We start from the raw sequence: 21,764 nt of genomic DNA, 5'->3' as shown, positions 1-21,764 counted from the left end.
TTTCAACAAAAAAAGAGGAGATGCAAGTCTCCCCCTCTTCTTATGCTTTTTCTTGCGATTGTTTTCCAAGCTTCACATCGATCGTTCCCTCTGCAACTGTATCACTAATTTGTTCCTCAATAACGGATTGAGATGTAGCATTCGTTTCAGAAGTATAAGCTTGTTGTTGTGCACCTTGTACATTTTGTTTATTTTGTTGTTTCGCCATTTCTTACCCTCCTTTTTATTCTTTCTTATTTTGAACAAAAAGGGTGGTTTTCATCAAAAAATCGTGATCATTTTGAAATTGTTACTTCTTCTTCCAGTAATCTCATCGTTCTTACTCGTTTCGTAAATGTAGCTATGTGAGAAATATCATGATTACGTAACGTCTTTATATTCTCTTCCACATATTTCCCTAAATCATTCGGATAATGAGCATCTGAGGAGAGAGTAACTGGAACGCCATGCTTAGCTAGTACTTGTAAATATAGCGGACTCGGACACATTTCGCGTACAGGATAGCGATAGTACAATCCTGCATTTATTTCCGTTGCCGTATTTGTTTCTACTAACGCACGCGCAATTTCCTTATAATAAGAAAGTTGTTCATTTTCATCTAACCGATAATTAAATACTTTTATGTTATCAAGATGAGCTATAATATCAAATAAATTAGAGCGAACTGCACACTCAACCGTTTTGAAAAACGTATCATATAAAGCATATAAGTCATGTTCCTTAAAATATTCTTTCGTATCTGGATTATCAAATCCCCATCCATTTAAAAAATGAACAGAACCAATTACATAATCAAAATCTCCTAATGCGAGTAAAGATTGTAATTCTTGTTCACCACCAATAAAATAATCCGCTTCAATTCCAAGTTTAAGCGTAACACCTCTTTTACTCCACCGTTCTTTCGCCTCTTCAATTGCCTTTGTAAAATCATGCAGTGATGTTACCCTTACTTGGTCTAACCATTCCTTCTGTAAACGACCAAGCCTCGAATCACTAATATCGACATATCTTTCATAGTATTCTCTCGCTTCATAAAAACGGTATAAATGATCGACAATACCAACTTCTTTTATACCTTTTTGCAAAGCTTCTTCTAAATATAAATCAATCCATTTCATTGTAAATGGCCCTTCTTTCACACGTCTTTGCAGGCGTTCTTGTGTTTTCACAAGCCATTCCATAGAATGTTTCTCTTCTTTAAGTGGTTCATAATGTTGTAACACTTCATTTATTTTAGCTAGCCATCCTATTGAATATGGCCCTTCTTCTAAATGAATGTGATAATCCACCTTCATCTACATTTCCCCCTTATAATGTATCTATTTCACTTCTGTCCCCTACTCGCGAAAGCTTCCCATTTCTTTCTGTCACTTCCTCCATAACATCTTCTAATGATATATTTTTTTCAGCTAATAAAACAAAGCAGTGATACAATACATCAACCATTTCTTTCACTAATTCTTCTTTGTCATTATTTTTAGATGCGATAATTACTTCCGTGCATTCTTCACCAATTTTCTTTAAAATTTTATCTTCGCCTTTTGAAAATAAATAATTTGTATACGATTCAGGAAGTGGATTTCCCTTTCGTTCTTCAATTGTTTCAAATAGTAATTTAAAGGCATTTTCCATATGTATCCCCCTATATAATTTGGTAGTGAAAACATGTTTTCTCTCCTGTATGACAAGCAGGTCCCACTTGCTTTACGACAACAACAATTGAATCTTGATCACAATCTAAGTAAAGAGATTGCACATATTGGACATTTCCTGATGTTTCTCCTTTATTCCATAACGATTGTCTTGAACGAGAATAAAAACATGTTCTTTTCGTTTTTAGCGTTTTTTCATATGCTTCTTCATTCATATAAGCTAGCATTAAAACTTCTTTTGTCCCTTCTTCAATTACAACTGCTGGTAATAATCCTTTTGAAAAGTTAGGTTTCATAACCGCACCTCAACATTTGCATTTCTTAATTTTCTCTTTACGTCCTGCACTGTCGCCTCACCATAATGAAAGATGGATGCCGCAAGTGCTGCATCAACTGTTGTCTTTTGAAAAACTTCTATAATGTGATCAACGTGACCACATCCGCCTGACGCGATGACTGGTACGGAAACGCTTTTTGAAATTTCTTCTGTTAAACGAAGATCATACCCGTTTTTCGTTCCATCTGCATCCATACTCGTTAACAAAATTTCGCCTGCCCCTAGCTCGGCAACGCGTTTTGCCCACCCGATTGCATCCATACCCGTATCAACTCTTCCGCCGTTCACATAAACATTCCACTTTTCTTCTGCTACTTTTCTAGCATCAATTGCTACGACAATACATTGTGAGCCAAAGTGTTCTGCCCCTTCTTCGATTAGCTTTGGATTTCGCACTGCCGCTGAGTTGATTGAAACTTTATCCGCTCCAGCTCTTAGTAAATTGTACATATCTTTAACACTTGAAATTCCCCCGCCAACTGTAAGAGGAATAAATACTTTCGAAGCTGTTTTTTCTACAACATCTAGAATTGTTTTTCGTCCTTCATGCGTTGCCGTAATATCTAAAAATACAATTTCATCTGCTCCCGCCTCATTATATAAAGCGGCTATTTCAACAGGATCACCGACGTCTTGTAACCCTATAAAATTTACACCCTTTACGACTCGGCCCTCTTTCACATCTAGACATGGAATAATGCGTTTCGCTAACATAACTTTGTTACCTCTAACACTTCTTCTAAATCAATCGTTTTCTCATAAAGAGCCTTACCAATTATGACGCCGTATATATTCATATCATTTAATTTTTTCACATCTTGAATAGATGCCACTCCTCCAGAAGCAATAAGACGAATGCTCACGCTTTTTTGTAGTAACTCCAATTGCTCTAAATTCGGTCCTGCAAGTGTCCCGTCTTTCGAAATGTCTGTAAACACAATCGTTTGAACACCTACATTCTCCATTTGCTTTGCTAAATAAATATAAGAAATTTCAGACACATCAAGCCAGCCTCTCGTTGCTACGAAACCATTTTTCGCATCAATTCCAACAATGATTTTCTCTTTATATAGAAGAACTGCTTCTTCTAAAAATTCCTTATCATAAAGAGCAGCTGTTCCTAAAATCACTTTATCTACACCTACTGACAATAACTTCTCTACCGCTACAAGTGATCGAATTCCTCCTCCAACTTGCACAGGAATACGTACTGCCTTGCATATTCTTTCAATAACGAGCAAATTTACTGACTCGCCAGCAATTGCGCCATCTAAATCAACAATGTGCAACTTTTTCGCTCCCAATTTTTCGAATATAATCGCTTGCGCAACCGGATCTTCATTCATTACTGTTTCTTTACTAAACTCTCCTTGATAAAGTCTAACGCATCGCCCCTCTTTTAAATCGATAGCTGGGAAGATTTCCATGCCTCTACCACCCCTTTGAAATTTTTCAACATTTGCATTCCAATGTCACCGCTTTTTTCAGGATGAAACTGTGCGCCGTATATATTTCCTTTTGCTACAAAACCAGGTACTTTCACTCCATATTCACTTATCCCATACACAATTTCATTTGGACAATCTGCATAATAAGAGTGAACATAATATACGAAAGAACCGTCCTCTACTCCATTCCAAAGTGCTATTTCTCCCTCTTTCTTTAACTCATTCCATCCCATATGTGGAATTTTATAAGGAACCTTTAACTTTCGAATAACACCTGGCAATAAACTTAATCCGTTACAGTCTTGTAGTTCCTCACTTTTTTCAAATAAAAGCTGCATCCCTAGGCAAATGCCCAGAAGCGGTTTTCCTGAACGCCCGACTTCTTTTAACACACGCACTAAATTTTTTTCTTCCAATACATCCATCGCTTTCGGAAATGCACCTACTCCTGGTAAAATTACTCCATCACTTCTAAAAATCTTTTCTTTATCACCCGTTACGATGTACTCTGCTCCAATATATTGTAATGCTTGTTCCACACTGCGAATATTTCCCATTCCATAATCTATAATAGCAATCAATTACAACATCCCTTTCGTGGAATTTACACCAGTAATGCTGGCATTTCTTTCGACTGCTTCTCTAAGCGCTCTACCAAACGCTTTAAATAACGCTTCAACTTTGTGATGTGTATTGCTTCCGTATAAAATGCGAGCGTGTAATGTAATATTGGCAGCATGAGCAACTGCTCTAAAAAATTCTTCTGTTAGTTCTGTATCAAAATCCCCTAGCTTCGGATTCGTTAATTCTCCTTGAAATACAATATATGAGCGCCCGCTAATATCAATTGCGACAAAACCTAAAGATTCATCCATCGGTACATATGCGGAGCCATAACGGTTAATCCCCTCTTTATTTTGCAATGCTTCTTTCAAACAATTTCCGAGTACAATTCCAACATCTTCAACTGTATGATGCGCATCAACGAATACATCGCCTTCCGCCTCCACTTGTAAACCGAATCTTCCATGCCTTGCAAATAAAGTTAGCATATGATCAAAAAATCCAACTCCCGTTTGTACAGAAACGTTCTTGCCTTCATCAAGCTGCAAACTTAATTTGATTTTTGTTTCTGTCGTCTCACGTATTTGACTGCACTCACGCATTATTCTTCCTCCTCAAATCTTATTTGAATTGCTCTCGCATGCGCATGTAATCCTTCTTTATTGGCAAGTTCTACAATATGATGTTGTACATCTCTTAACGCTTCCTCCGTATAAGACAGAAAGCTTGATTTTTTCACGAAATCATCGACTGATAACGGTGAGAAAAACCTTGCCGTTCCACTTGTGGGTAACACGTGATTCGGTCCTGCTAAATAATCACCGAGCGGTTCCGGTGCATATGGACCAAGAAAGATAGACCCTGCATGTTTCACATAAGCTAGAGCATTCATCGGTTCTTTTATATGTAATTCTAAATGTTCTGGAGCGATTTCATTCGATAATTGTAGCGCCTCATCTAAAGAAGGCACGATAAAGATAGCTCCATTTCTATTTATCGATTCACGTGCAATTTCGCTTCTTGGTAATGTTTCTAACTGTCTTTCTATCTCTCTTTCTACTTCTTTTGCTAACTCTATATTCGTTGTAATACAAATTGCTGTTGCTCTCTCGTCATGTTCTGCTTGTGATAATAAATCAGCAGCGATATATTTTGCATTACCGGTTTCATCAGCAATAACTACAATTTCTGACGGTCCAGCAATCATATCGATATTTACTATTCCGTATACTTCTCGTTTCGCCAGAGCAACGTACAAATTTCCTGGTCCAACTATTTTATCCACTTTTGGAATCGATTCCGTCCCATATGCTAAAGCAGCAATTGCTTGCGCACCACCTATTGTATAAATTTCATCTACTCCTGCAAGGCTTGCAGCAACTAAAATATGTGGATCAATCCCCCCTTGCCTTGGTGGTGTTACCATTACAATCTTTTTCACACCAGCGAGTTTTGCTGGCAATACATTCATTAATACTGACGAAGGATACGAAGCAGTTCCGCCCGGCACATATACCCCTACATTTTCTAACGGCCGAATGATTTGCCCTCTAATAATGCCTTCACTCGTGCAATCGAACATGGATTGCCTTTTTTGCTTTTCGTGATAAGAAATAATGTTTTTCTTCGCCTCTTGTAACGCTTCTAAAAATGAATTCTCTACAAACATACCCGCTCGTTTTATTTCTTCCTCACTTACACGAAACTCTTTAATCTCCACACCATCAAACTTTTTTGTATAAAAAGATAGAGCCTCATCCGTACTCTTCCTTACCTTTCGAACGATTTCGCTTACACTTCTTTGAACAGTTTCTTCTATTATATTAGCGTTTTCTCGTAGCAATTTTATTTTCGATAACGCCTTTTGAAAATCTTCAAAAACTATCTCCATTACAAGTCCCCCTATTTTCCTGACAAAATTTCTTGCTCCATCATATTTATAATACTGAATATTTCGTCTTTTTTAGTTTTTAATGCAGCCTTATTTACAATCATTCGAGCAGATATAGAACACATTTCCTCAAATACAATGAGCCCATTTTCTTGTAATGTTTTTCCTGTTTCCACAATATCAACAATCGCATCTGCCAATCCAAGAATAGGAGCGATTTCTACAGAACCTTCTATTTTTATAATTTCTACATCCTCCCCTTTATCATGAAAATAGTTAGAAGTAATATGTGGATATTTCGTCGCAATGCGTTTCTTCCGGTAGCTCTTCGGATTATAAGTAGGAATAGAAGCAACACAAAACTTACACACACCTACTCCTAAATCTAACATTTCATAAATATCTTTCTCGTTTTCCATTAAAATATCTTTTCCAACGACCCCAATATCAGCTACTCCATGTTCTACATAAGTAGCAACATCTACTGCTTTCACTAAAATAAATGAGATATCTGTATTTTTACTTTGAAAGACAAGCTTTCGTCCTTTATTTTTGAGCTCCGAACAATCAATTCCAATTTGCTCAAAGAGCGGAATCACATGTTTTTCTAATCTTCCCTTCGTTAACGCAATTTGAATGTTACGCATGAAGTTTCTCCTTCTTTCTGGACTACCCATTTCTCTTTCCATACATATTCCACTAATGATTCGTTCTTCGCCTCAACGACCGTTACTATTTGATTTTTTCTTGCAAATTGAAAGGTGTCATTTACATTAGAGAATAAGGATAGCTCTACTTTTTTCCCGTCCTTTTGAAGTAAATTTCGTAATCTTTCCGCTTCTGCTAATCTATTTAACTCATAATGAATAATAATATCTATTCCCTTTCGTTCATATGGTTCTTGTTGCTCTTGCAGCGCCTTCACAATTTGATTGACTTGCACCGCGAGTCCAACAGCCGGCAGCATTTCTCCAAAATTTCCAATTAACTCATCATACCTTCCGCCACTAACAATTTCTTCTCCAATTTCGTATATATACCCTTTGAAAATAACTCCCGTATAGTAATCTAAATGTTGAATCATACCTAAATCAATTGATATGTAAGATCCATAGCCTAGTTTTTCAATTTCTTCATATATTTCTTTCACTCTTGCAATCGCCATTTTCATTTCATTACTTGAGGCGAGTTTTTCTGCTTCCTCAATCACTTCTAAGTTCCCAAATAGCCTTGGTAACTTCTCAAGTAATCTTACTGTTTCATCACATCGATCTAATTTCTTTTCTCTAATAAAATTTGATAGAGCCGCATAATTTTTACTTTCAATGTATGTCCTAAGTACTCTCTCTTCTTCCTCATGAATGGAGAGTTTTTTTACAATACATTTATATAATTGCACTTGCCCAATCTCTATTGTAAAAGATTGTACCTTCACCTTTTGAAGTGATTGAATGACGCTTATGACGCATTCAATTTCAGCTCTTACATTATCAATACCTATAATTTCAATACCACTTTGTACAATTTCATTATATTTTCCAGTAAGGGACTCATTCGCCCGAAATACATTCCCGCCATACGTCAGTTTAAGCGGCGTATCCCACCTCTGCGTTCCCATCACTCTCGCTAAAGGAATTGTCATATCTGGACGTAACACGATAATCCGTCCCTTTTCATCAAAAAATTTATACATCTTTTCTTCATCTATCGGCCTATTTTGAAAGGCAAAAACATCATAAAATTCAATTGTAGGTGTCCTTATTTCCTCATAACCTCGCCCTAAAAAAGTACGTCTTAATTTTTGCTCCACCTCTTCAATTAACGTACATTCTTCGAATAAATAGTCTCTCGTTCCATTTGGGTTTGCCCGTTTCCATTTTGTCATCTAAATTCTCACACCTTTCCCTTTCTAATGTATGCCCATTTCATTCACCTAAACCGAAAATAAAAAGAGCCTTGTAGACAAAATACCTACAAGGCTCTTTAGTAGAGTGTAGGTACAACGGGAATAACCCTTGTGCCTACACGTTTTCACGCTAGGTTCAAGGGCTTTATGTATGATGATGTAGTTGTGTAAGCATTTTAATAGATTGCATGATATTCATAATACTTACTCCCTTTCTCCTCTGATTTTTACATAGTATATAATACTTAATTCTGAATGTAAATACTTTTTGAACATTCCGTTATTTCTTAATGTAAAGCTACTCTCCTTTCATACTCTACAATTTCTTGTTCATATTGCATCGTAATACTAATTTCGTCTAGACCATTTAATAATTTCTCTTTCCACATTTTCTCGATTGTAAAATGAAACCTGTGCGTACTTGTTTTAATTACCTCATTCTCTAAATCCACTTCTATTTGTTCTCTCGCATCCGTTTTGGCAAGTTGTTCTCGCATTTCTTTATCCATTACAATTGGTAACATACCATTTTTCATACAATTCATATAAAAAATATCTGCAAACCCCCCGGCGATAATAACGCGAAAACCATAATCAGCAAGCGCCCACGGAGCATGTTCTCTTGAAGAACCACAACCAAAATTATCACCTGTAATTAATATACTTGCTCCTTTTCTATTTTGTGCATTAAGCGGAAAATTAGGGTTTTCATGGCGGTTATTATCATAACGCCATTCATCGAATAAATATTTTCCAAATCCCGTCCTTTCAATTCTCTTTAAGTATTGCTTCGGAATAATTTGATCTGTATCAACATTATCATTCATCAGTACTGCAGCAGTACCTTTATGAATACGAAATGGCTCCATCATAACTCTCCTTTCTAGTATCAACAAAATGACCGTATAACGCAGCAGCTGCCGCCATTGCTGGGCTAACTAAATGTGTTCGTGCCCCTTTTCCTTGTCTTCCTTCAAAATTACGATTTGAAGTCGAGGCACAATGTTCTCCTTCAGGTACTTGATCTGGATTCATTCCAAGACACATTGAACATCCAGGCTCTCTCCATTCAAATCCAGCTTCTTCAAATATGTGATGTAGCCCTTTTTGCATCGCAGCTTCTCTTACTCTTTTCGATCCAGGCACAACGAGCGCTCGCACACCTTCTTTTACCTTTCTCCCTTTCACAACAGATGCAGCAATTTCTAAATCAGAAAGCCTGGAATTTGTACAAGATCCAATGAAAACATGCTGAACAGGAATGTCATACGTGCTTTGTCCAGGGCTTAATCCCATATAAGAAAATGCTCTTTCGTCATTTGCATCCTGCTTTTCTGGCAATTTTTCATCAATACGAACACCCATACTCGGGTTTGTTCCCCATGTAACGTACGGTGCTAAATCCGTCACATCTATCGAAATATGCAAATCATAAATTGCATCTGAATCTGTATAAAGTTCAGACCATTTCTTCTCGAATGTTTCAAAGTCTTTCGGTGCATATTTACGTCCTTTTACATAAGCAAATGTTTTTTCATCTGGTGCTATAATACCAGCCTTTGCTCCTCCTTCAATTGCCATATTACAAAGCGTCATTCTCTCTTCCATCTCCATAACCTCAATCGTATCTCCGTAAAATTCCATTACATATCCAGTTCCAACTGCTACACCGTACTTTGAAAGGAAATGCAAAATAATATCTTTTGCGTAAACACCTTTCTGTAATTTTCCTTTTAACTCAATACCCATCGCTTTCGGCTTTCGTTGCCATAACGTTTGCGTTGCCAATACATGCTCCACTTCACTCGTACCAATGCCAAATGCTAGTGCGCCAAACGCACCATGCGTTGCTGTATGACTATCACCACAAACAATTGTTTTTCCTGGTTGTGTAAGTCCAAGTTCTGGTCCGATAACATGAACAATCCCTTGCTCTTCATCCCCGATATCCGCTAACGGCACCTGAAATTGTTTACAATTTTCCCGGAGTGTATCTAGTTGCTGCTTCGCAATGCGATCGGTAATATCCCAAACATCTTTCGTTGGAATATTATGATCCATCGTTGCGAATGTTAAATCCGATCTGCGAACCGTTCGATTTGTAAGCCGCAAGCCTTCAAAGGCTTGCGGTGACGTTACTTCATGAACAAGATGAAGATCGATATATAATAAATCCAATCCATTTTCGTTTGTCGTAACTACGTGTCTTTCCCAAAGTTTATCTAGCAGCCTTTTTCCCATTATCTCCCTCTCCCTACTAACGCTTGCTCTTCCATCTCTTGTATAACTGCCTTCGTAAATGAAGTTGTCGTCTCATCTCCTCCGATATCTGCTGTACATTTTCCTAATTTAAGAACTGCAGATATCGCAGATTCAATTGCATTCCCTTCTCTCGTTAACTCAAATGATTGCCCAAGCATCATTGCAACAGAGCGCATCATTGCAATTGGATTCACCTTATTTTTCCCGGCAATATCCGGTGCTGATCCGTGAATAGGCTCGTATAATGAAGGCCCCTTTTCCGCGTGACTTGCTGATGGAAGCATTCCTAATGATCCCGCTAATACTGAAGCCTCGTCACTCAAAATATCCCCAAATAAATTTTCCGTTACAATTACATCAAACCGTCCTGGATTCCGAATTAACTCCATCGCAGCTGCATCTACTAAAATATGTTCTAGTTCAACGTCTGGATAACGAAGTGCTACTTCTTCCGTAACAGTTCTCCATAGTTTACTAGATTCTAAAACATTCGCCTTATCAATAGATGTTACTTTTTTCTTCCGCTTACTCGCTAATTGAAAGGCATAAGAAACGATCCGTTCAATTTCATGACGATGATACGTAAGTGTATCTGTTGCTACTTCGTCCGTTCGTTCTTTCGGATAAGAAAAATAAATTCCGCCTGTTAATTCACGAACAACAACGAAATCAATTTCATCAGCGTTTTTTAATGGCGATAAATGTGCCGTTGCGCTTTCTACCGTTACAGGGCGAACGTTCGCAAATACTCCAAGTCCTTTTCTTAGAGCTAATAATCCTTTCTCCGGTCTTTCTTTCGCGCTATCCCACCTTGGTCCACCAACCGCTCCAAGTAAAACCGCATCACTTGCTAAACAAGCGGCAAGCGTTCGTTGTGGTAATGGTTGCCCATTTAAATCGATAGCACTCCCGCCAAAGTACTCATCTTGTAAGTGAAAATGATGTCCATATAACCTTTCTACCATATGCAATACTTCTTTCGCACTTTCCATAATTTCTGGGCCAACACCATCACCAGCTAAACAAACGATACGTTTTTCCAATTTCAACACTCCTTTTAACTGAATTTTCAGAACTTTAATTTGATAGGTAAGGAAACTTCTCCCTCACCCATCAAACACTTATTTCACAAGCGCTATAAGAGATTTTAATTTCCCTGCTGCATGGACATATGCTCTTGCCGACGCTTCCAATACATCTTGCGCAACACCAAAACCTGATACTTGATGCGTTCCTTCTTTTAATTCAACATGAACATGAGCCAGTGCGTCTTGACCTTGTGTAATAGATTGTATGCGATAATCCACCAATTCACATTCTAATCCTAAAATTCTTTGGATTGCATTATAGATCGCCTCAATACTACCAGAACCAGTGGCTGCATCTTCGTATGCATTTCCTTCTTCGTCTTTTAGTACAACTGTCGCGCATTGTGTACTATTTGATACGAAATGAACTTGTAGTTGCGTAATGTTATATTGCTGAGCTGCAAATGCTGCTTCACCAAGCATAAGCGCACGTAAATCTTCCTCAGTAATTTCCTTCTTACGATCAGCTAATTTTTTGAACGCTTCAAACACCGCATCTCGTTCTTCCTTTGTAAATTCATAGCCAAGCTCTTTCATTTTTTCTGTAAACGCGTGACGTCCAGAATGTTTTCCAAGTACGAATAGATTTTGAGATTCGCCTATTAGCGCTGGTTCAATAATTTCATATGTTGTCACTTCTTTTAAAACACCATCTTGATGAATTCCGGATTCATGAGCAAAAGCATTCGCTCCAACGATCGCTTTATTTTTCGGTACAACCATACCTGTTAATCTGCTTACTAATGTACTCGTCGTTTTAATTTCTTTTAGCGTCATAGAAGACTCCGCCTTATAGAAATCTTTTCTAATATGAAGAGCAACTGCGACCTCTTCTAGCGCCGCATTACCTGCTCTTTCTCCAATTCCATTAATTGTTCCTTCTACTTGCAACGCTCCGCCTTCAACCGCAGCTAATGAATTTGCTACTGCCATCCCAAGATCATCATGACAATGACAAGAGAAAATTGCTTTTTCATATGAAGGAACGGATTCTTGTAAGTATTTAAAAAGAGAATAATATTCTTCTGGATTCGTATATCCAACTGTATCTGGAATATTAATTACATTCGCTCCTGCACGAATCGCAACTTCAACTGCTTCAGCTAAAAAATCTCTTGCTGTTCTTGTCGCATCTTCTGCAGAAAATTGTACTGTCGGAAATAATGATTTCCCGAGTGTAACCGAGCGGTGAATACTATCTAATACATCTTCTTTTGACATACAAAGTTTATATTTCATATGAATATCACTTGTAGCTAAAAATACGTGTAAACGAGGAGATACAGCACCTTTCACCGCTTCATATGCTCTTCGAATATCACTTTCTTTCGCTCTAGCTAAACTCATAACTGTAGCATTTTGAATGGTATTTGCGATGCGTTTTACCGATTGAAAATCCCCTTCGGAAGCTGCTGCAAAACCAGCTTCCATGACATTAATACCTAGTCTCTCTAATTGCCTTGCAATTTGCAATTTCTCTTGTTCATTTAAATTTACTCCTGGTGATTGTTCGCCATCACGTAGCGTCGTATCCATGAACAAAATCTGTTTCATATTATTTGACCCCTGCCTTTACTCGCGGCTGTACAAACGGCATCATTTCACGTAATTTACGTCCAACTACTTCAATTTCATGTTCATTCTCTTTCTCATTTGTCGCATGGAAATTTGGTTTTCCTGCTTTATGCTCTGCAATCCAGCCTCTTGCAAATGTACCATCTTGAATTTCTGCCAGCACTGCACCCATCGCTTTCTTCGTATCTTCCGTTACAACGCGTGGTCCTGATACGAAGTCGCCCCACTGCGCTGTATCTGAAACTGAATATCTCATATTTTCAAGTCCGCCTTCATACATAAGGTCAACGATTAGTTTTAGTTCATGTAAACATTCAAAATATGCAAGTTCCGGTTGATAACCAGCATCAACTAACGTTTCAAATCCAGCTTTTACTAGCGCAGTTACTCCGCCGCAAAGCACAGCTTGCTCTCCAAATAAATCTGTTTCTGTTTCTTCTTTAAATGTCGTTTCTAATACACCAGCTCTCGTCGCTCCAATCCCATCAGCATAAGAAAGTGCCTTTTCAGTCGCAACTCCTGTTGCATCTTGGTATACTGCAAATAATGCAGGAACAGCTCCGCCTTCAGCAAATGTACGGCGCACAAGATGACCTGGCCCTTTTGGCGCTACTAGAAATACATCTACATTAGCTGGTGGTTTCACTTGATCAAAGTGAACATTAAATCCGTGTGCAAAAACGAGAGAATTTCCTGCCTTTAAATTTGGCGCAATTTCCGCTTCATATACTTCTGGCTGGAGTTCATCTGGTAGTAGAATCATTACTACATCAGCTTTTTCCGCTGCTTCTGCTACTGTATATACAGAAAACCCATCTTCTTTCGCTTTATCCCAAGACTTCCCTTTTCTTAAACCTACTACTACATCAAATCCGTTATCACGTAAGTTTTGCGCATGCGCATGACCTTGCGAACCATATCCAATGATTGCTACTTTCTTTTCTTTTAATACATTTACCGTTACATCTTTCTCATAATAAACTTTTGTCATTTTCATTTCCCCCTATATTTAAATGATTATTGAATTAACATAACTTGCTTATCTTGTTTTTTCATACTACGCGTAAATGCTGTTACACCTGTTCTAGCAATTTCTTTCAAACCATACGGACGAAGTAATTCAATTAATGCTTCTACTTTCTCCTGCGTACCAGTTACTTGCACAACTATGGAATCCTTCCCAACATCTATTACAGCGGCTCGAAACGGTTCAATTAAACTATATAATTCTGCTCTTGCTACTGATGTTGCTACTTTAATAAGTGCAAGTTCTCTTGCGATCATCGCTTCTTCTGTAATATCTGATACTTTCAGAACATCAATTTGCTTATGAAGTTGTTTAATTAACTGCTCCACTTGCTGTTCATTTTCAACGTGTACAACAATCGTCATCCGCGATATGTCCGATGATTCCGTATGACCTACTGAAATACTTTCAATATTAAAATGTCTTCGTGTCATAACACCCGTAATTCGGTTTAACACACCACTTTGATTTCGAACTGTCGCTGTAACAATTCTCTTCACCTTTTTTCCACTCCCTCCATTTGGTGAACACCTTTCCCTGGCGCAACCATCGGCATTACCTTTTCTGATTGAAGTACACGGCAATCAATTACGACCGGTTCTTTTAATTCAATCGCCTGCTGTATTTGCTTCTTTGCAAGAAGTGGATCATCTATACGAACACCTTTTATGCCATACGCATTCGCAAGAGCGACGAAATCTGGTTGACACGACAATAAAGAGTGCGAGTATCTTTGATTATAAAATTCATCTTGCCATTGTCTTACCATTCCTAAAGCTTCATTATTTAAAATAAATACTTTAACAGGCAATGAGTGTTCTTTTAACACACTTAATTCTTGCAAGGTCATTTGAAATCCAGCGTCACCTACAATTGCAATAACTAGTTCCTCAGGCTTTGCAATTTGCGCACCAATTGCTGCTGGAAACCCAAATCCCATCGTTCCTAATCCTCCTGAAGTTACCCATTTATCTGGATTTTTGAGCGGATAATATTGTGCCGCCCACATTTGATGTTGCCCAACATCTGTTGTTACAATCGCTTCTCCTTTCGTAATTTTATATAACATATCAATTGCGTATTGAGGCTTAATACTTTCCGAATTTCGTTTATAAGAGAATGGATACTTTTCTTTTCTACTCTTTAGTAAAGAGATCCATTCATGATGATTTTCTTTCTTTCCTTCTGGTTGAAATAATACTTCCAAAGCTCGCTTAGCACTTGCAACAATAGGAATTTCAGTCGGCACATTTTTTCCGATTTCGGCTGGATCAATATCGATATGCGCAACAGTCGCCTTTTTAGCAAAATAAGCTAAATTCCCAGTAAGACGATCGTCGAATCTTGCACCTATATTAATAAGTAAGTCGCATTCATATAACGCCATATTGGCTGTGTAAGAACCGTGCATTCCTCCCATCCCTAGAAAAAGTTCATCATCTGGCGGAAACCCACCAAGACCAAGTAATGTATGCACAACAGGAATTTCATATTTACGAGCAAAACTTGTTAACTCTTTCGAAGCCTTCGCATGCAATACACCTGCTCCAGCTAAAATTAACGGCTTGTTTGCAGCCCTAATTGCTTGTAATAATTTGTTTATTTGGAGTAAATTTGGTTCATAATTAGGGTTGTATCCTGGTAAATCCATTTGTACGTCATTACAGCGTTCTCCTTGCTCTACTACCATATCTTTCGGAAGGTCAATAACGACTGGGCCTGGTCTTCCTGTTCTAGCAATATGAAATGCTTCTTTAATAATTCGAGGTAAATCTGAAGCCTTTCGCACTTGATAGTTATGTTTTGTCACCGGCATCGTAAGCCCCATAATATCCGCTTCTTGGAAAGCATCACTTCCAATTAACGTCGTTGCTACTTGCCCTGTAAATACAACAAGTGGTAATGAATCAATCATCGCATCTGCTAGACCGGTAATAACATTTGTAGCACCTGGCCCACTCGTTGCAATGACAACCCCTGGATTGCCAGTAATTCTGGCATACCCTTCCGCGGCGTGAATAGCTCCTTGCTCATGCCTTGTTAAAATATGCGGAATTTCACAGTCATAGAGTGCATCATAAAGAGGTAAAACAGCACCACCAGGATAACCGAAAATCACTTCTACTCCTTCCTTTTCTAACGCTTCTAACAATAGCTGTGCACCAGTTGCCAGTTTCTCTTCCGTTTTTGAAGACATTGTTCTTATAAGCCCCCTTTTTGAAAATTTTTATCAATAAAAAAAATCCTACGTCCACACTCCAGCTATGTGCTGAAGGGACGAAAGATTTCGCGGTACCACCCTTCTTCGCAAGAATACTCTTGCCTCAGTGACCCATAAATGAGTCTAGCTAATAACGGAGCTACCGTCTAAGCCTAGACAAATGCTTCAGCTTAGCACTCAAGGGCGATGTTCGTCGACGTGAACCATCGGTTTTCAGCAACCACCGACTCTCTGTGAGGCTTCACAATCAACTACTCCTCCCTCTCAACGCTTTCTTATTGTTATAAAGAGTTGTTATCCAACTTTATTTTCTTCGTAAATCTTCTCTCCATCTTCTACAACTAACTTTCGGAATTCTTCTAATAAACGATTCGTATGTAGACCTGTTTGCCCTAAACCAATCGTTCTACCATCTACTGTCGTAACAGCAATTACTTCAGCAGCCGTTCCTGTTAAAAATACTTCATCAGCTACATATACATCATGCCTTGTAAATAACTCTTCTCTAACGTCATATCCAAGTTTTTCACCGATTTCTAATATAGCGTTTCGTGTAACGCCTTCTAACGCTCCAGCAGAACTTGGTGGTGTAATTAATTTATTTCCTTTTACAATAAACACGTTATCTCCTGAGCCTTCAGCTACGTATCCTTGATCATTTAACATAAGTGCTTCTTGTACTCCAGCTAATTTCGCTTCAATACGAACTAAAATATTGTTTAAGTAATTTAAAGATTTTACTTGAGGCGACAAAACATCTGGACGGTTTCGGCGCGTTGCAACTGTTACAACTGGAATCCCCTTTTCATAATATTCTTGCGGGAATAAAGATAGTTGTTCTGCAATTACTACTACATTCGGTTTCTTACAAGAATCAGGATCTAATCCAAGATTTCCTGCTCCTCTCGATACAACAAGGCGAATGTATCCATTAGATAATTTATTTTGTCGAATCGTCTCAACAACAATATTCGTTACTTCATCTAAAGAATATGGAATTTCTAACATGATGGATTTTGCTGATTCATATAACCGGACAAGATGCTCTCTCAAACGGAAAACATTACCGCTATATACTCTAATTCCTTCAAATACTCCATCGCCATATAAATAACCATGATCATATACTGAAACTTTTGCCTCGTCTTTTGGAACAAATTCTCCATTTAAGAAAATCCATTGCTCGTTCACTGGAAAGCGCCTCCTATGTTCTATGAATTTTTTATTGTTTCCTAGTTTACTCTCCTTTCTAAATAAATCAAGTGAATTTTTAGAAAATTTATAATTTTTAATCGTACGTACATCTTTGATTATATTGATTTAACAGCATTGTTAACGTTTACAAAAAGTCAAAAAATTTTTTTTCGTCAATTTCCACTAAAAAAAATATTTGTTTAAAAGAAGGATTTTCATCAATTGATACGAATCTATTGTATTCAATAAACGGACGTCCGTTTTTATAAATTCGGTAATATATAACGACTTTTGCTGAAAAAGGGGGGAAATATTAAAAATAACGCTGTCTAAAAATAACATTCATATTTTTCGTTTCGTAATCATAATCCTATTTTTAAAAAACAATTTGTCAAAATGAAGGAGGAAATCAATATGGCGTGTGTACAAATTAAAGGAACGAGACAAGAGGTAGTAGAAATGCTTCAACTATTTGATCTAATGGATACGAAAGGTTTTTGTAAATTCGATAATTATGTAGAGGTAGAACCAAATAATAAAGAACATAATAATTTTATTGCTTCAATTGACATTCATTCAAATACTTCTTCTACCCAAGATACTTTAAACGATCAATTCGTAAGTCAAATGCTTACTGGTGTATATAACGACTAAACAAAGATTTACTTCCTACCGTCTTTTCATAAATATATGCAGTGGACTTGAGCATACTAGCAACTAGATGGTAGGAGGTGAGAATTATGGCTAGAATTGGCGTTGAAAACTCATTAACAGATGTTCAACAAGCTCTTCAGCAACAGGGACATGAAGTTGTTACCCTGGGCTCCGAACAGGATGCACAAGGGTGCGATTGTTGTGTTGTAACTGGGCAAGATTCTAATATGATGGGTATTGCAGATGCATCAATTAAGGGATCGGTAATTGCAGCTCATGGTTTAACAACAGATGAAATTTGTCAGCAAGTAGAGAGCCGCACTTAAATGTATTATACAAAAAGAAAGAGGACTCCTTTTGAAAAGGAGTCCTCTTTTTTATATTCACCTAACGGGAAAGTAACATATACTGGATGAAAGCCCTACCTCTCTCTCATCATTACGGTTCCACTGACCGCTCCTTGATTCACTAGTATACATATAAAGCCTACAATAATAATTTATAGGGTTTGTTCACAAAAGTTGTTGGTAAGACTACCCGATCTTTCGCAAACTTTTCGTATTATATTTATAAGATTTATTTACTTTACACTAGCTGTAACCGAGACACGAATTAAAATCTTAACACTAATACAATAACTTGTCAACATTTTTTGTAAATTAAAAACAGACAGTAACGGTTTGTCTGTTTTAGAATGGAGCTTTTTCTTTTATTACATATACAACAAAACCGCTTACTAACATACATAAGCCAACTACTAAGTTTTTGATATTAATCATAAATTCCTCTCCCTTATTCCACACATCATATATATTTACAGTTCAATTATTCCGATCATCTTAAAGCGCACTTTTTCTAATATATCATAATTCCTAAAAAATGCAAGTTCACTTTTGGCGACCATTTACAAATTTATCTACAGTGCTTGGTACCGTATTTAAAGCCTTTTCAATTAAATGTGTACTACTATTGAGGTGTAATACTTGCACACCGTTAGAACCGACTACTAAAAAAGCAACTGGGCTAATAGAAACCCCAGCCCCGCTTCCGCCTCCAAATGGATGGCTTTGCTTCTTCTCTTTATGCTGCCCTTGTCCGTTATTATGCTTTTCGGAAATGAAATCACCTTTAAAGTCACTTCCGCCGGCACCAAAACCAAAAGCCACTTGAGATACTGTTAATACTACATTTCCATCAGCTGTTGAAACTGGACTTCCGACAATCGTATTTACATCTACCATCTCTTTTAAATTTGTCATTGCTGTTTTCATTAAATCTTCAATTGGATGTTCCATTATGTATTGCACCCTTTCCTCATTATTCTTTTTTATACTTTCCAAAATAGAGGAAGTCATACTAACTTTTCCTATTTCAAAAAAACATTTTTACTCTTCTAAGTGGAATTACGCCTTGTACTCGTTCGGATAAAGTGAAACTTTAATCAGCAGGGCTTTGTTCATCCCCCACTGATTATTAGCCATTAGCAATCAGATATTTACGGGCTACAATAGCGGGATAAAAAAGAAAAAGAGATGCATACTACTATTGAACCTTGTTATGAAAGGAGCCATGACTTTGACTGAGAAATTTGATGAGTATAAAAAAAGAGATAGAATAGATAGTGATTATAGTGACTATAAAGAAGAATATGCAGCTGAGGTTGCACCACAGCGCATTGATTATGATTACGATGAGAAAGATAATAAAGATGATGTAAGATCGTCCGCCGCTGGATCAACTGCTGGCTTTATCGCTCTTGCCTTATCTATCTTATCACTCTTTACCTTCCCAACATTATTTGGTCTTGTTTCTGTATTACTAGGAATTTACGCTTATAATCGCGGAGCTACTGTAACTGGTGGTATCGCTGCGATTGTCGGCGGAATTGCAGCACTCATTGCAATTTTATTCCGAGTAGCACTTGTCGGATTATTGTTCTCCCTTTTTTAAAAAGAAAAAGGTATCTCGCTTATGCGGGATACCTTATCCTGTAAATACATCTTCCGATGGATATTTAATTTTTTGTTTTGCTGGTCGCGCTAAAGAAAAAACAAGTGTTAACGGTCCAATTAATCCACAAAACATAACAAACATAATAATACATTTTCCAAATGCTGATAACTTTGCAGTAATCCCCATCGTTAACCCTACTGTTCCAAACGCTGAAATTGTTTCAAATAGTAACTGAATAAAACTAAAGTTTTCTGTAAGCATTAATACAAATACTGCTGCAAAAATGAGTATTTGACTGGCAACAGCAATGGCTAACGCTCTCGTTACTGTTGACATTTTTATCGTGCGCTGAAATAAAACGATTTCCTCTTTTTTTCTAAAGAAAGAAAGGACGGATGTAACTAAAATAACAAACGTTGTTAATTTAATCCCTCCACCTGTCGATACACTTCCTGCACCAATAAACATTAAAACCATCGTAAATAATATAGATGATTCTTCCATCCCCCCGTAGTCAACTGTATTAAATCCAGCAGTACGAGGAGTAATACCTTGGAAAAAAGAAGCCCATAACTTTTCATTTAAAGGTAAATTCCCCAACGTCTTCACATTATTATATTCCAATACAAAAATCACAATCATCGCTATCACATTTAGCGCTACTGTTCCAACAATCATGATTTTGGAATGAAGCGATAATTTTCGAAAACTACGGCTATACCATATATCAATTAATACAGTAAAACCGAGACCACCTATTACGATTAAAGAGCAGATCCCGATATTAATAATAGGATCTCCTACATACCTCGTTAAATTATCTGGCCATAGAGCAAATCCGGCATTGTTATATGATGCGATCACGTGAAAAATACTATAGTATACACCTTTTCCAAAGCCAAACTCTGGAATAAAGCGAAATGATAAAAAGATAACTCCAATCAATTCAATACAAATTGAAAATATAAAGACACGTTTTACTAACTTTACAAGACCACCTATATTTGTCTGATTAAATGCCTCTCCGATTAATAATCGATGGCGTAACCCGATTTTTTTACCTAATACCCAAACAATTAAAATGGCAATTGTCATAAGACCTAAACCACCTGTTTGAATTAAAAACATAATAACAATCTCGCCAAACATCGTAAACGTACTTGCAGTATCTACTACTCCTAATCCCGTTACAGTTGCTGCTGACGTTGCCGTAAAGAAAGCATCTACCCAACTAATATGTACTTTCGTTGCAAATGGTAACTTTAATAACAAACCGCCAACCACAATTAAGCAGAAAAAACCTAGTGCTAATATTTGTGGTGGATTTAATCGTATAAAACGATTATACAGCCCTTGTCTTTTTGTTACTTCCATATTCACTAACTCCCTTTTCCCCTCATAACTAAAGGCTTATAAGAAACCTTACATAGCGGGATAAACCTTATATTCTTATAATATAGTTGAGCATAATCCTTTTTTTTAAAGATTTCAACTTTTATTTATACTCGAACTCCACTTCATTTTATGACAAGAAACTTTCTATTATATTTATTCGTACTCTACAACTCTCGCAACAATCATTTTATATGTATCATTTCTCAAATTCTCATACCTTTCACTCTATGTTCACACCAAGGTCACATCCAACTTTTATAGTATATGTATCGGAGCTGTTCCTCCCTAATTTATAAGACATTCCCCAGTGTCTTGAACAGCTTTCCATCCCTAATTAAATTGACATAAATTGTCCCCTTCCTTGACCATCTCTTATGTGATGGTCTTATTTTTTTATTTACTCTATCTTCTATTTAAAACTCCCTCTCTCTTTCACTCTATGTTCACACCAAGGTCACATCCACCTTTTATAGTATATGTATCGAAGTTGTTCCTCCCTAATTCATAAGACATTCCCCAGTGTCTTGAACAACTTCCATCCCTAATTAAATTGACATAAATTGTCCCCTTCCTTAGACCATCATTTGCGATGGTCTT

General features: G+C 37.2%; 25 protein-coding genes, 1 pseudogene and 1 other annotated feature. Of the genes and pseudogenes, 3 read left to right on the top strand and 23 right to left on the bottom strand.

The window, feature by feature from the left end:
- Window positions 1-40: 40 nt before the first annotated feature.
- The 20 genes and pseudogenes from DM800_RS16825 to DM800_RS29935 form a co-directional block, all read right to left on the bottom strand.
- Entirely contained in the window at window positions 41-208 is a 168-nt protein-coding gene (locus tag DM800_RS16825) for a YozQ family protein (RefSeq protein ID WP_087985505.1), read from the bottom strand.
- A 67-nt stretch (window positions 209-275) separates the two neighbouring features.
- Window positions 276-1,295, bottom strand: a complete 1,020-nt coding sequence (locus DM800_RS16820) for a histidinol phosphate phosphatase domain-containing protein (RefSeq protein WP_087985504.1) — start codon at window positions 1,293-1,295, stop codon at window positions 276-278.
- 13 nt (window positions 1,296-1,308) lie between these two features.
- Window positions 1,309-1,632 carry a phosphoribosyl-ATP pyrophosphatase gene (hisI, locus tag DM800_RS16815; protein ID WP_000426349.1) on the bottom strand — a complete coding sequence of 108 codons (324 nt, stop codon included), beginning with the start codon at window positions 1,630-1,632 and terminating at the stop codon, window positions 1,309-1,311.
- 10 nt (window positions 1,633-1,642) lie between these two features.
- On the bottom strand, window positions 1,643-1,948 hold the full coding sequence (hisI, locus tag DM800_RS16810) for a phosphoribosyl-AMP cyclohydrolase (protein ID WP_147787233.1): 306 nt from the start codon (window positions 1,946-1,948) through the stop codon (window positions 1,643-1,645).
- Window positions 1,945-2,703 carry an imidazoleglycerol phosphate synthase cyclase subunit gene (gene hisF / locus DM800_RS16805; protein ID WP_088121710.1) on the bottom strand — a complete coding sequence of 253 codons (759 nt, stop codon included), beginning with the start codon at window positions 2,701-2,703 and terminating at the stop codon, window positions 1,945-1,947. The genes hisI (DM800_RS16810) and hisF overlap by 4 nt, the downstream gene beginning before the upstream one ends.
- A complete protein-coding gene (gene hisA, locus DM800_RS16800; protein WP_000402305.1) occupies window positions 2,697-3,416 on the bottom strand; it encodes a 1-(5-phosphoribosyl)-5-[(5-phosphoribosylamino)methylideneamino]imidazole-4-carboxamide isomerase in 720 nt (239 codons plus the stop codon). Before hisA ends, hisF begins: the two co-directional genes overlap by 7 nt.
- Complete coding sequence (hisH, locus tag DM800_RS16795) at window positions 3,389-4,018, bottom strand: imidazole glycerol phosphate synthase subunit HisH (RefSeq protein ID WP_000560363.1); 630 nt, start codon at window positions 4,016-4,018, stop codon at window positions 3,389-3,391. The genes hisA and hisH overlap by 28 nt, the downstream gene beginning before the upstream one ends.
- A complete protein-coding gene (gene hisB, locus DM800_RS16790) occupies window positions 4,019-4,603 on the bottom strand; it encodes an imidazoleglycerol-phosphate dehydratase HisB (RefSeq protein WP_001206365.1) in 585 nt (194 codons plus the stop codon). It abuts the gene before it with no gap.
- The gene (gene hisD / locus DM800_RS16785; RefSeq protein WP_147787232.1) at window positions 4,603-5,892 is read right to left on the bottom strand and encodes a histidinol dehydrogenase; all 1,290 of its coding nucleotides are present in this window, start codon (window positions 5,890-5,892) and stop codon (window positions 4,603-4,605) included. The genes hisB and hisD overlap by 1 nt, the downstream gene beginning before the upstream one ends.
- An 11-nt stretch (window positions 5,893-5,903) precedes the next feature.
- Window positions 5,904-6,539 (bottom strand): ATP phosphoribosyltransferase, encoded by a 636-nt coding sequence (gene hisG / locus DM800_RS16780; protein WP_131932830.1) that lies wholly within the window; start codon window positions 6,537-6,539, stop codon window positions 5,904-5,906.
- Entirely contained in the window at window positions 6,515-7,777 is a 1,263-nt protein-coding gene (gene hisZ, locus DM800_RS16775) for an ATP phosphoribosyltransferase regulatory subunit (protein ID WP_147787231.1), read from the bottom strand. Before hisZ ends, hisG begins: the two co-directional genes overlap by 25 nt.
- A 308-nt stretch (window positions 7,778-8,085) precedes the next feature.
- Complete coding sequence (gene leuD / locus DM800_RS16770) at window positions 8,086-8,667, bottom strand: 3-isopropylmalate dehydratase small subunit (protein WP_087985499.1); 582 nt, start codon at window positions 8,665-8,667, stop codon at window positions 8,086-8,088.
- Window positions 8,645-10,039 (bottom strand): 3-isopropylmalate dehydratase large subunit, encoded by a 1,395-nt coding sequence (gene leuC / locus DM800_RS16765; protein WP_087985498.1) that lies wholly within the window; start codon window positions 10,037-10,039, stop codon window positions 8,645-8,647. The genes leuD and leuC overlap by 23 nt, the downstream gene beginning before the upstream one ends.
- Window positions 10,039-11,103 (bottom strand): 3-isopropylmalate dehydrogenase, encoded by a 1,065-nt coding sequence (gene leuB / locus DM800_RS16760; protein ID WP_087985497.1) that lies wholly within the window; start codon window positions 11,101-11,103, stop codon window positions 10,039-10,041. Before leuB ends, leuC begins: the two co-directional genes overlap by 1 nt.
- Before the next feature lie 78 nt (window positions 11,104-11,181).
- A complete protein-coding gene (leuA, locus tag DM800_RS16755; protein WP_087985496.1) occupies window positions 11,182-12,702 on the bottom strand; it encodes a 2-isopropylmalate synthase in 1,521 nt (506 codons plus the stop codon).
- A gap of 1 nt (window position 12,703) precedes the next feature.
- Window positions 12,704-13,720, bottom strand: coding sequence for a ketol-acid reductoisomerase (ilvC, locus tag DM800_RS16750; RefSeq protein WP_095205719.1), 1,017 nt, complete (start codon window positions 13,718-13,720; stop codon window positions 12,704-12,706).
- A gap of 20 nt (window positions 13,721-13,740) precedes the next feature.
- Window positions 13,741-14,250, bottom strand: a complete 510-nt coding sequence (ilvN, locus tag DM800_RS16745; protein WP_000822948.1) for an acetolactate synthase small subunit — start codon at window positions 14,248-14,250, stop codon at window positions 13,741-13,743.
- Entirely contained in the window at window positions 14,247-15,947 is a 1,701-nt protein-coding gene (gene ilvB, locus DM800_RS16740) for an acetolactate synthase large subunit (RefSeq protein ID WP_098147968.1), read from the bottom strand. Before ilvB ends, ilvN begins: the two co-directional genes overlap by 4 nt.
- Before the next feature lie 73 nt (window positions 15,948-16,020).
- Window positions 16,021-16,248, bottom strand: a binding site (T-box leader).
- 17 nt (window positions 16,249-16,265) lie between these two features.
- On the bottom strand, window positions 16,266-17,162 hold the full coding sequence (ilvE, locus tag DM800_RS16735) for a branched-chain-amino-acid transaminase (protein WP_147787230.1): 897 nt from the start codon (window positions 17,160-17,162) through the stop codon (window positions 16,266-16,268).
- Window positions 17,163-17,281: 119 nt separating this feature from the next.
- Window positions 17,282-17,511, bottom strand: a pseudogene (locus DM800_RS29935) (hypothetical protein).
- Between the two features lie 68 nt (window positions 17,512-17,579).
- Between DM800_RS29935 and DM800_RS16725 the strand changes: the two are divergent.
- Together DM800_RS16725 and DM800_RS16720 are read left to right on the top strand one after the other, a co-directional pair.
- Window positions 17,580-17,819 carry a DUF3911 family protein gene (locus tag DM800_RS16725; protein WP_147787229.1) on the top strand — a complete coding sequence of 80 codons (240 nt, stop codon included), beginning with the start codon at window positions 17,580-17,582 and terminating at the stop codon, window positions 17,817-17,819.
- Window positions 17,820-17,905: 86 nt separating this feature from the next.
- Complete coding sequence (locus tag DM800_RS16720; RefSeq protein WP_060489510.1) at window positions 17,906-18,145, top strand: YkuS family protein; 240 nt, start codon at window positions 17,906-17,908, stop codon at window positions 18,143-18,145.
- 363 nt (window positions 18,146-18,508) lie between these two features.
- Here the strand turns inward: DM800_RS16720 and DM800_RS16715 are convergent, their stop codons facing one another.
- Window positions 18,509-18,598 (bottom strand): hypothetical protein, encoded by a 90-nt coding sequence (locus DM800_RS16715; RefSeq protein ID WP_000608225.1) that lies wholly within the window; start codon window positions 18,596-18,598, stop codon window positions 18,509-18,511.
- Window positions 18,599-18,706: 108 nt separating this feature from the next.
- On the bottom strand, window positions 18,707-19,174 hold the full coding sequence (gene ytfJ / locus DM800_RS16710; RefSeq protein WP_053078521.1) for a GerW family sporulation protein: 468 nt from the start codon (window positions 19,172-19,174) through the stop codon (window positions 18,707-18,709).
- 202 nt (window positions 19,175-19,376) lie between these two features.
- Between ytfJ and DM800_RS16705 the strand changes: the two genes are divergently transcribed.
- Entirely contained in the window at window positions 19,377-19,769 is a 393-nt protein-coding gene (locus tag DM800_RS16705; protein ID WP_137012683.1) for an imidazole glycerol phosphate synthase, read from the top strand.
- Between the two features lie 33 nt (window positions 19,770-19,802).
- Here DM800_RS16705 and DM800_RS16700 read toward each other — a convergent pair whose 3' ends face one another.
- Entirely contained in the window at window positions 19,803-21,146 is a 1,344-nt protein-coding gene (locus DM800_RS16700) for a TrkH family potassium uptake protein (protein ID WP_000454120.1), read from the bottom strand.
- Between the last annotated feature and the right edge of the window lie 618 nt (window positions 21,147-21,764).

The organism is Bacillus sp. AY18-3 (assembly GCF_008042305.1).
GTDB lineage: Bacteria > Bacillota > Bacilli > Bacillales > Bacillaceae_G > Bacillus_A > Bacillus_A wiedmannii.
The sequence above is the reverse complement of the archived record's forward strand: the minus strand, read 5'-3'. Positions and strand labels throughout refer to the sequence as shown.

Excerpts from the sequence above, each read along its gene's own strand:
- DM800_RS16705 (WP_137012683.1), top strand. The coding sequence starts at position 19,377 with ATGAAAGGAGCCATGACTTTGACTGAGAAATTTGATGAGTATAAAAAA.
- hisG (WP_131932830.1), bottom strand. The coding sequence starts at position 6,539 with ATGCGTAACATTCAAATTGCGTTAACGAAGGGAAGATTAGAAAAACAT.
- DM800_RS16720 (WP_060489510.1), top strand. The coding sequence starts at position 17,906 with ATGGCTAGAATTGGCGTTGAAAACTCATTAACAGATGTTCAACAAGCT.
- ytfJ (WP_053078521.1), bottom strand. The coding sequence starts at position 19,174 with ATGACTTCCTCTATTTTGGAAAGTATAAAAAAGAATAATGAGGAAAGG.
- DM800_RS16820 (WP_087985504.1), bottom strand. The coding sequence starts at position 1,295 with ATGAAGGTGGATTATCACATTCATTTAGAAGAAGGGCCATATTCAATA.
- hisI (WP_000426349.1), bottom strand. The coding sequence starts at position 1,632 with ATGGAAAATGCCTTTAAATTACTATTTGAAACAATTGAAGAACGAAAG.
- hisZ (WP_147787231.1), bottom strand. The coding sequence starts at position 7,777 with ATGACAAAATGGAAACGGGCAAACCCAAATGGAACGAGAGACTATTTA.
- hisI (WP_147787233.1), bottom strand. The coding sequence starts at position 1,948 with ATGAAACCTAACTTTTCAAAAGGATTATTACCAGCAGTTGTAATTGAA.
- hisA (WP_000402305.1), bottom strand. The coding sequence starts at position 3,416 with ATGGAAATCTTCCCAGCTATCGATTTAAAAGAGGGGCGATGCGTTAGA.
- leuD (WP_087985499.1), bottom strand. The coding sequence starts at position 8,667 with ATGGAGCCATTTCGTATTCATAAAGGTACTGCTGCAGTACTGATGAAT.
- leuA (WP_087985496.1), bottom strand. The coding sequence starts at position 12,702 with ATGAAACAGATTTTGTTCATGGATACGACGCTACGTGATGGCGAACAA.
- ilvB (WP_098147968.1), bottom strand. The coding sequence starts at position 15,947 with ATGTCTTCAAAAACGGAAGAGAAACTGGCAACTGGTGCACAGCTATTG.
- DM800_RS16700 (WP_000454120.1), bottom strand. The coding sequence starts at position 21,146 with ATGGAAGTAACAAAAAGACAAGGGCTGTATAATCGTTTTATACGATTA.
- DM800_RS16715 (WP_000608225.1), bottom strand. The coding sequence starts at position 18,598 with ATGATTAATATCAAAAACTTAGTAGTTGGCTTATGTATGTTAGTAAGC.
- ilvC (WP_095205719.1), bottom strand. The coding sequence starts at position 13,720 with ATGAAAATGACAAAAGTTTATTATGAGAAAGATGTAACGGTAAATGTA.
- hisD (WP_147787232.1), bottom strand. The coding sequence starts at position 5,892 with ATGGAGATAGTTTTTGAAGATTTTCAAAAGGCGTTATCGAAAATAAAA.
- DM800_RS16825 (WP_087985505.1), bottom strand. The coding sequence starts at position 208 with ATGGCGAAACAACAAAATAAACAAAATGTACAAGGTGCACAACAACAA.
- leuC (WP_087985498.1), bottom strand. The coding sequence starts at position 10,039 with ATGGGAAAAAGGCTGCTAGATAAACTTTGGGAAAGACACGTAGTTACG.
- hisB (WP_001206365.1), bottom strand. The coding sequence starts at position 4,603 with ATGCGTGAGTGCAGTCAAATACGTGAGACGACAGAAACAAAAATCAAA.
- hisF (WP_088121710.1), bottom strand. The coding sequence starts at position 2,703 with ATGTTAGCGAAACGCATTATTCCATGTCTAGATGTGAAAGAGGGCCGA.
- DM800_RS16725 (WP_147787229.1), top strand. The coding sequence starts at position 17,580 with ATGGCGTGTGTACAAATTAAAGGAACGAGACAAGAGGTAGTAGAAATG.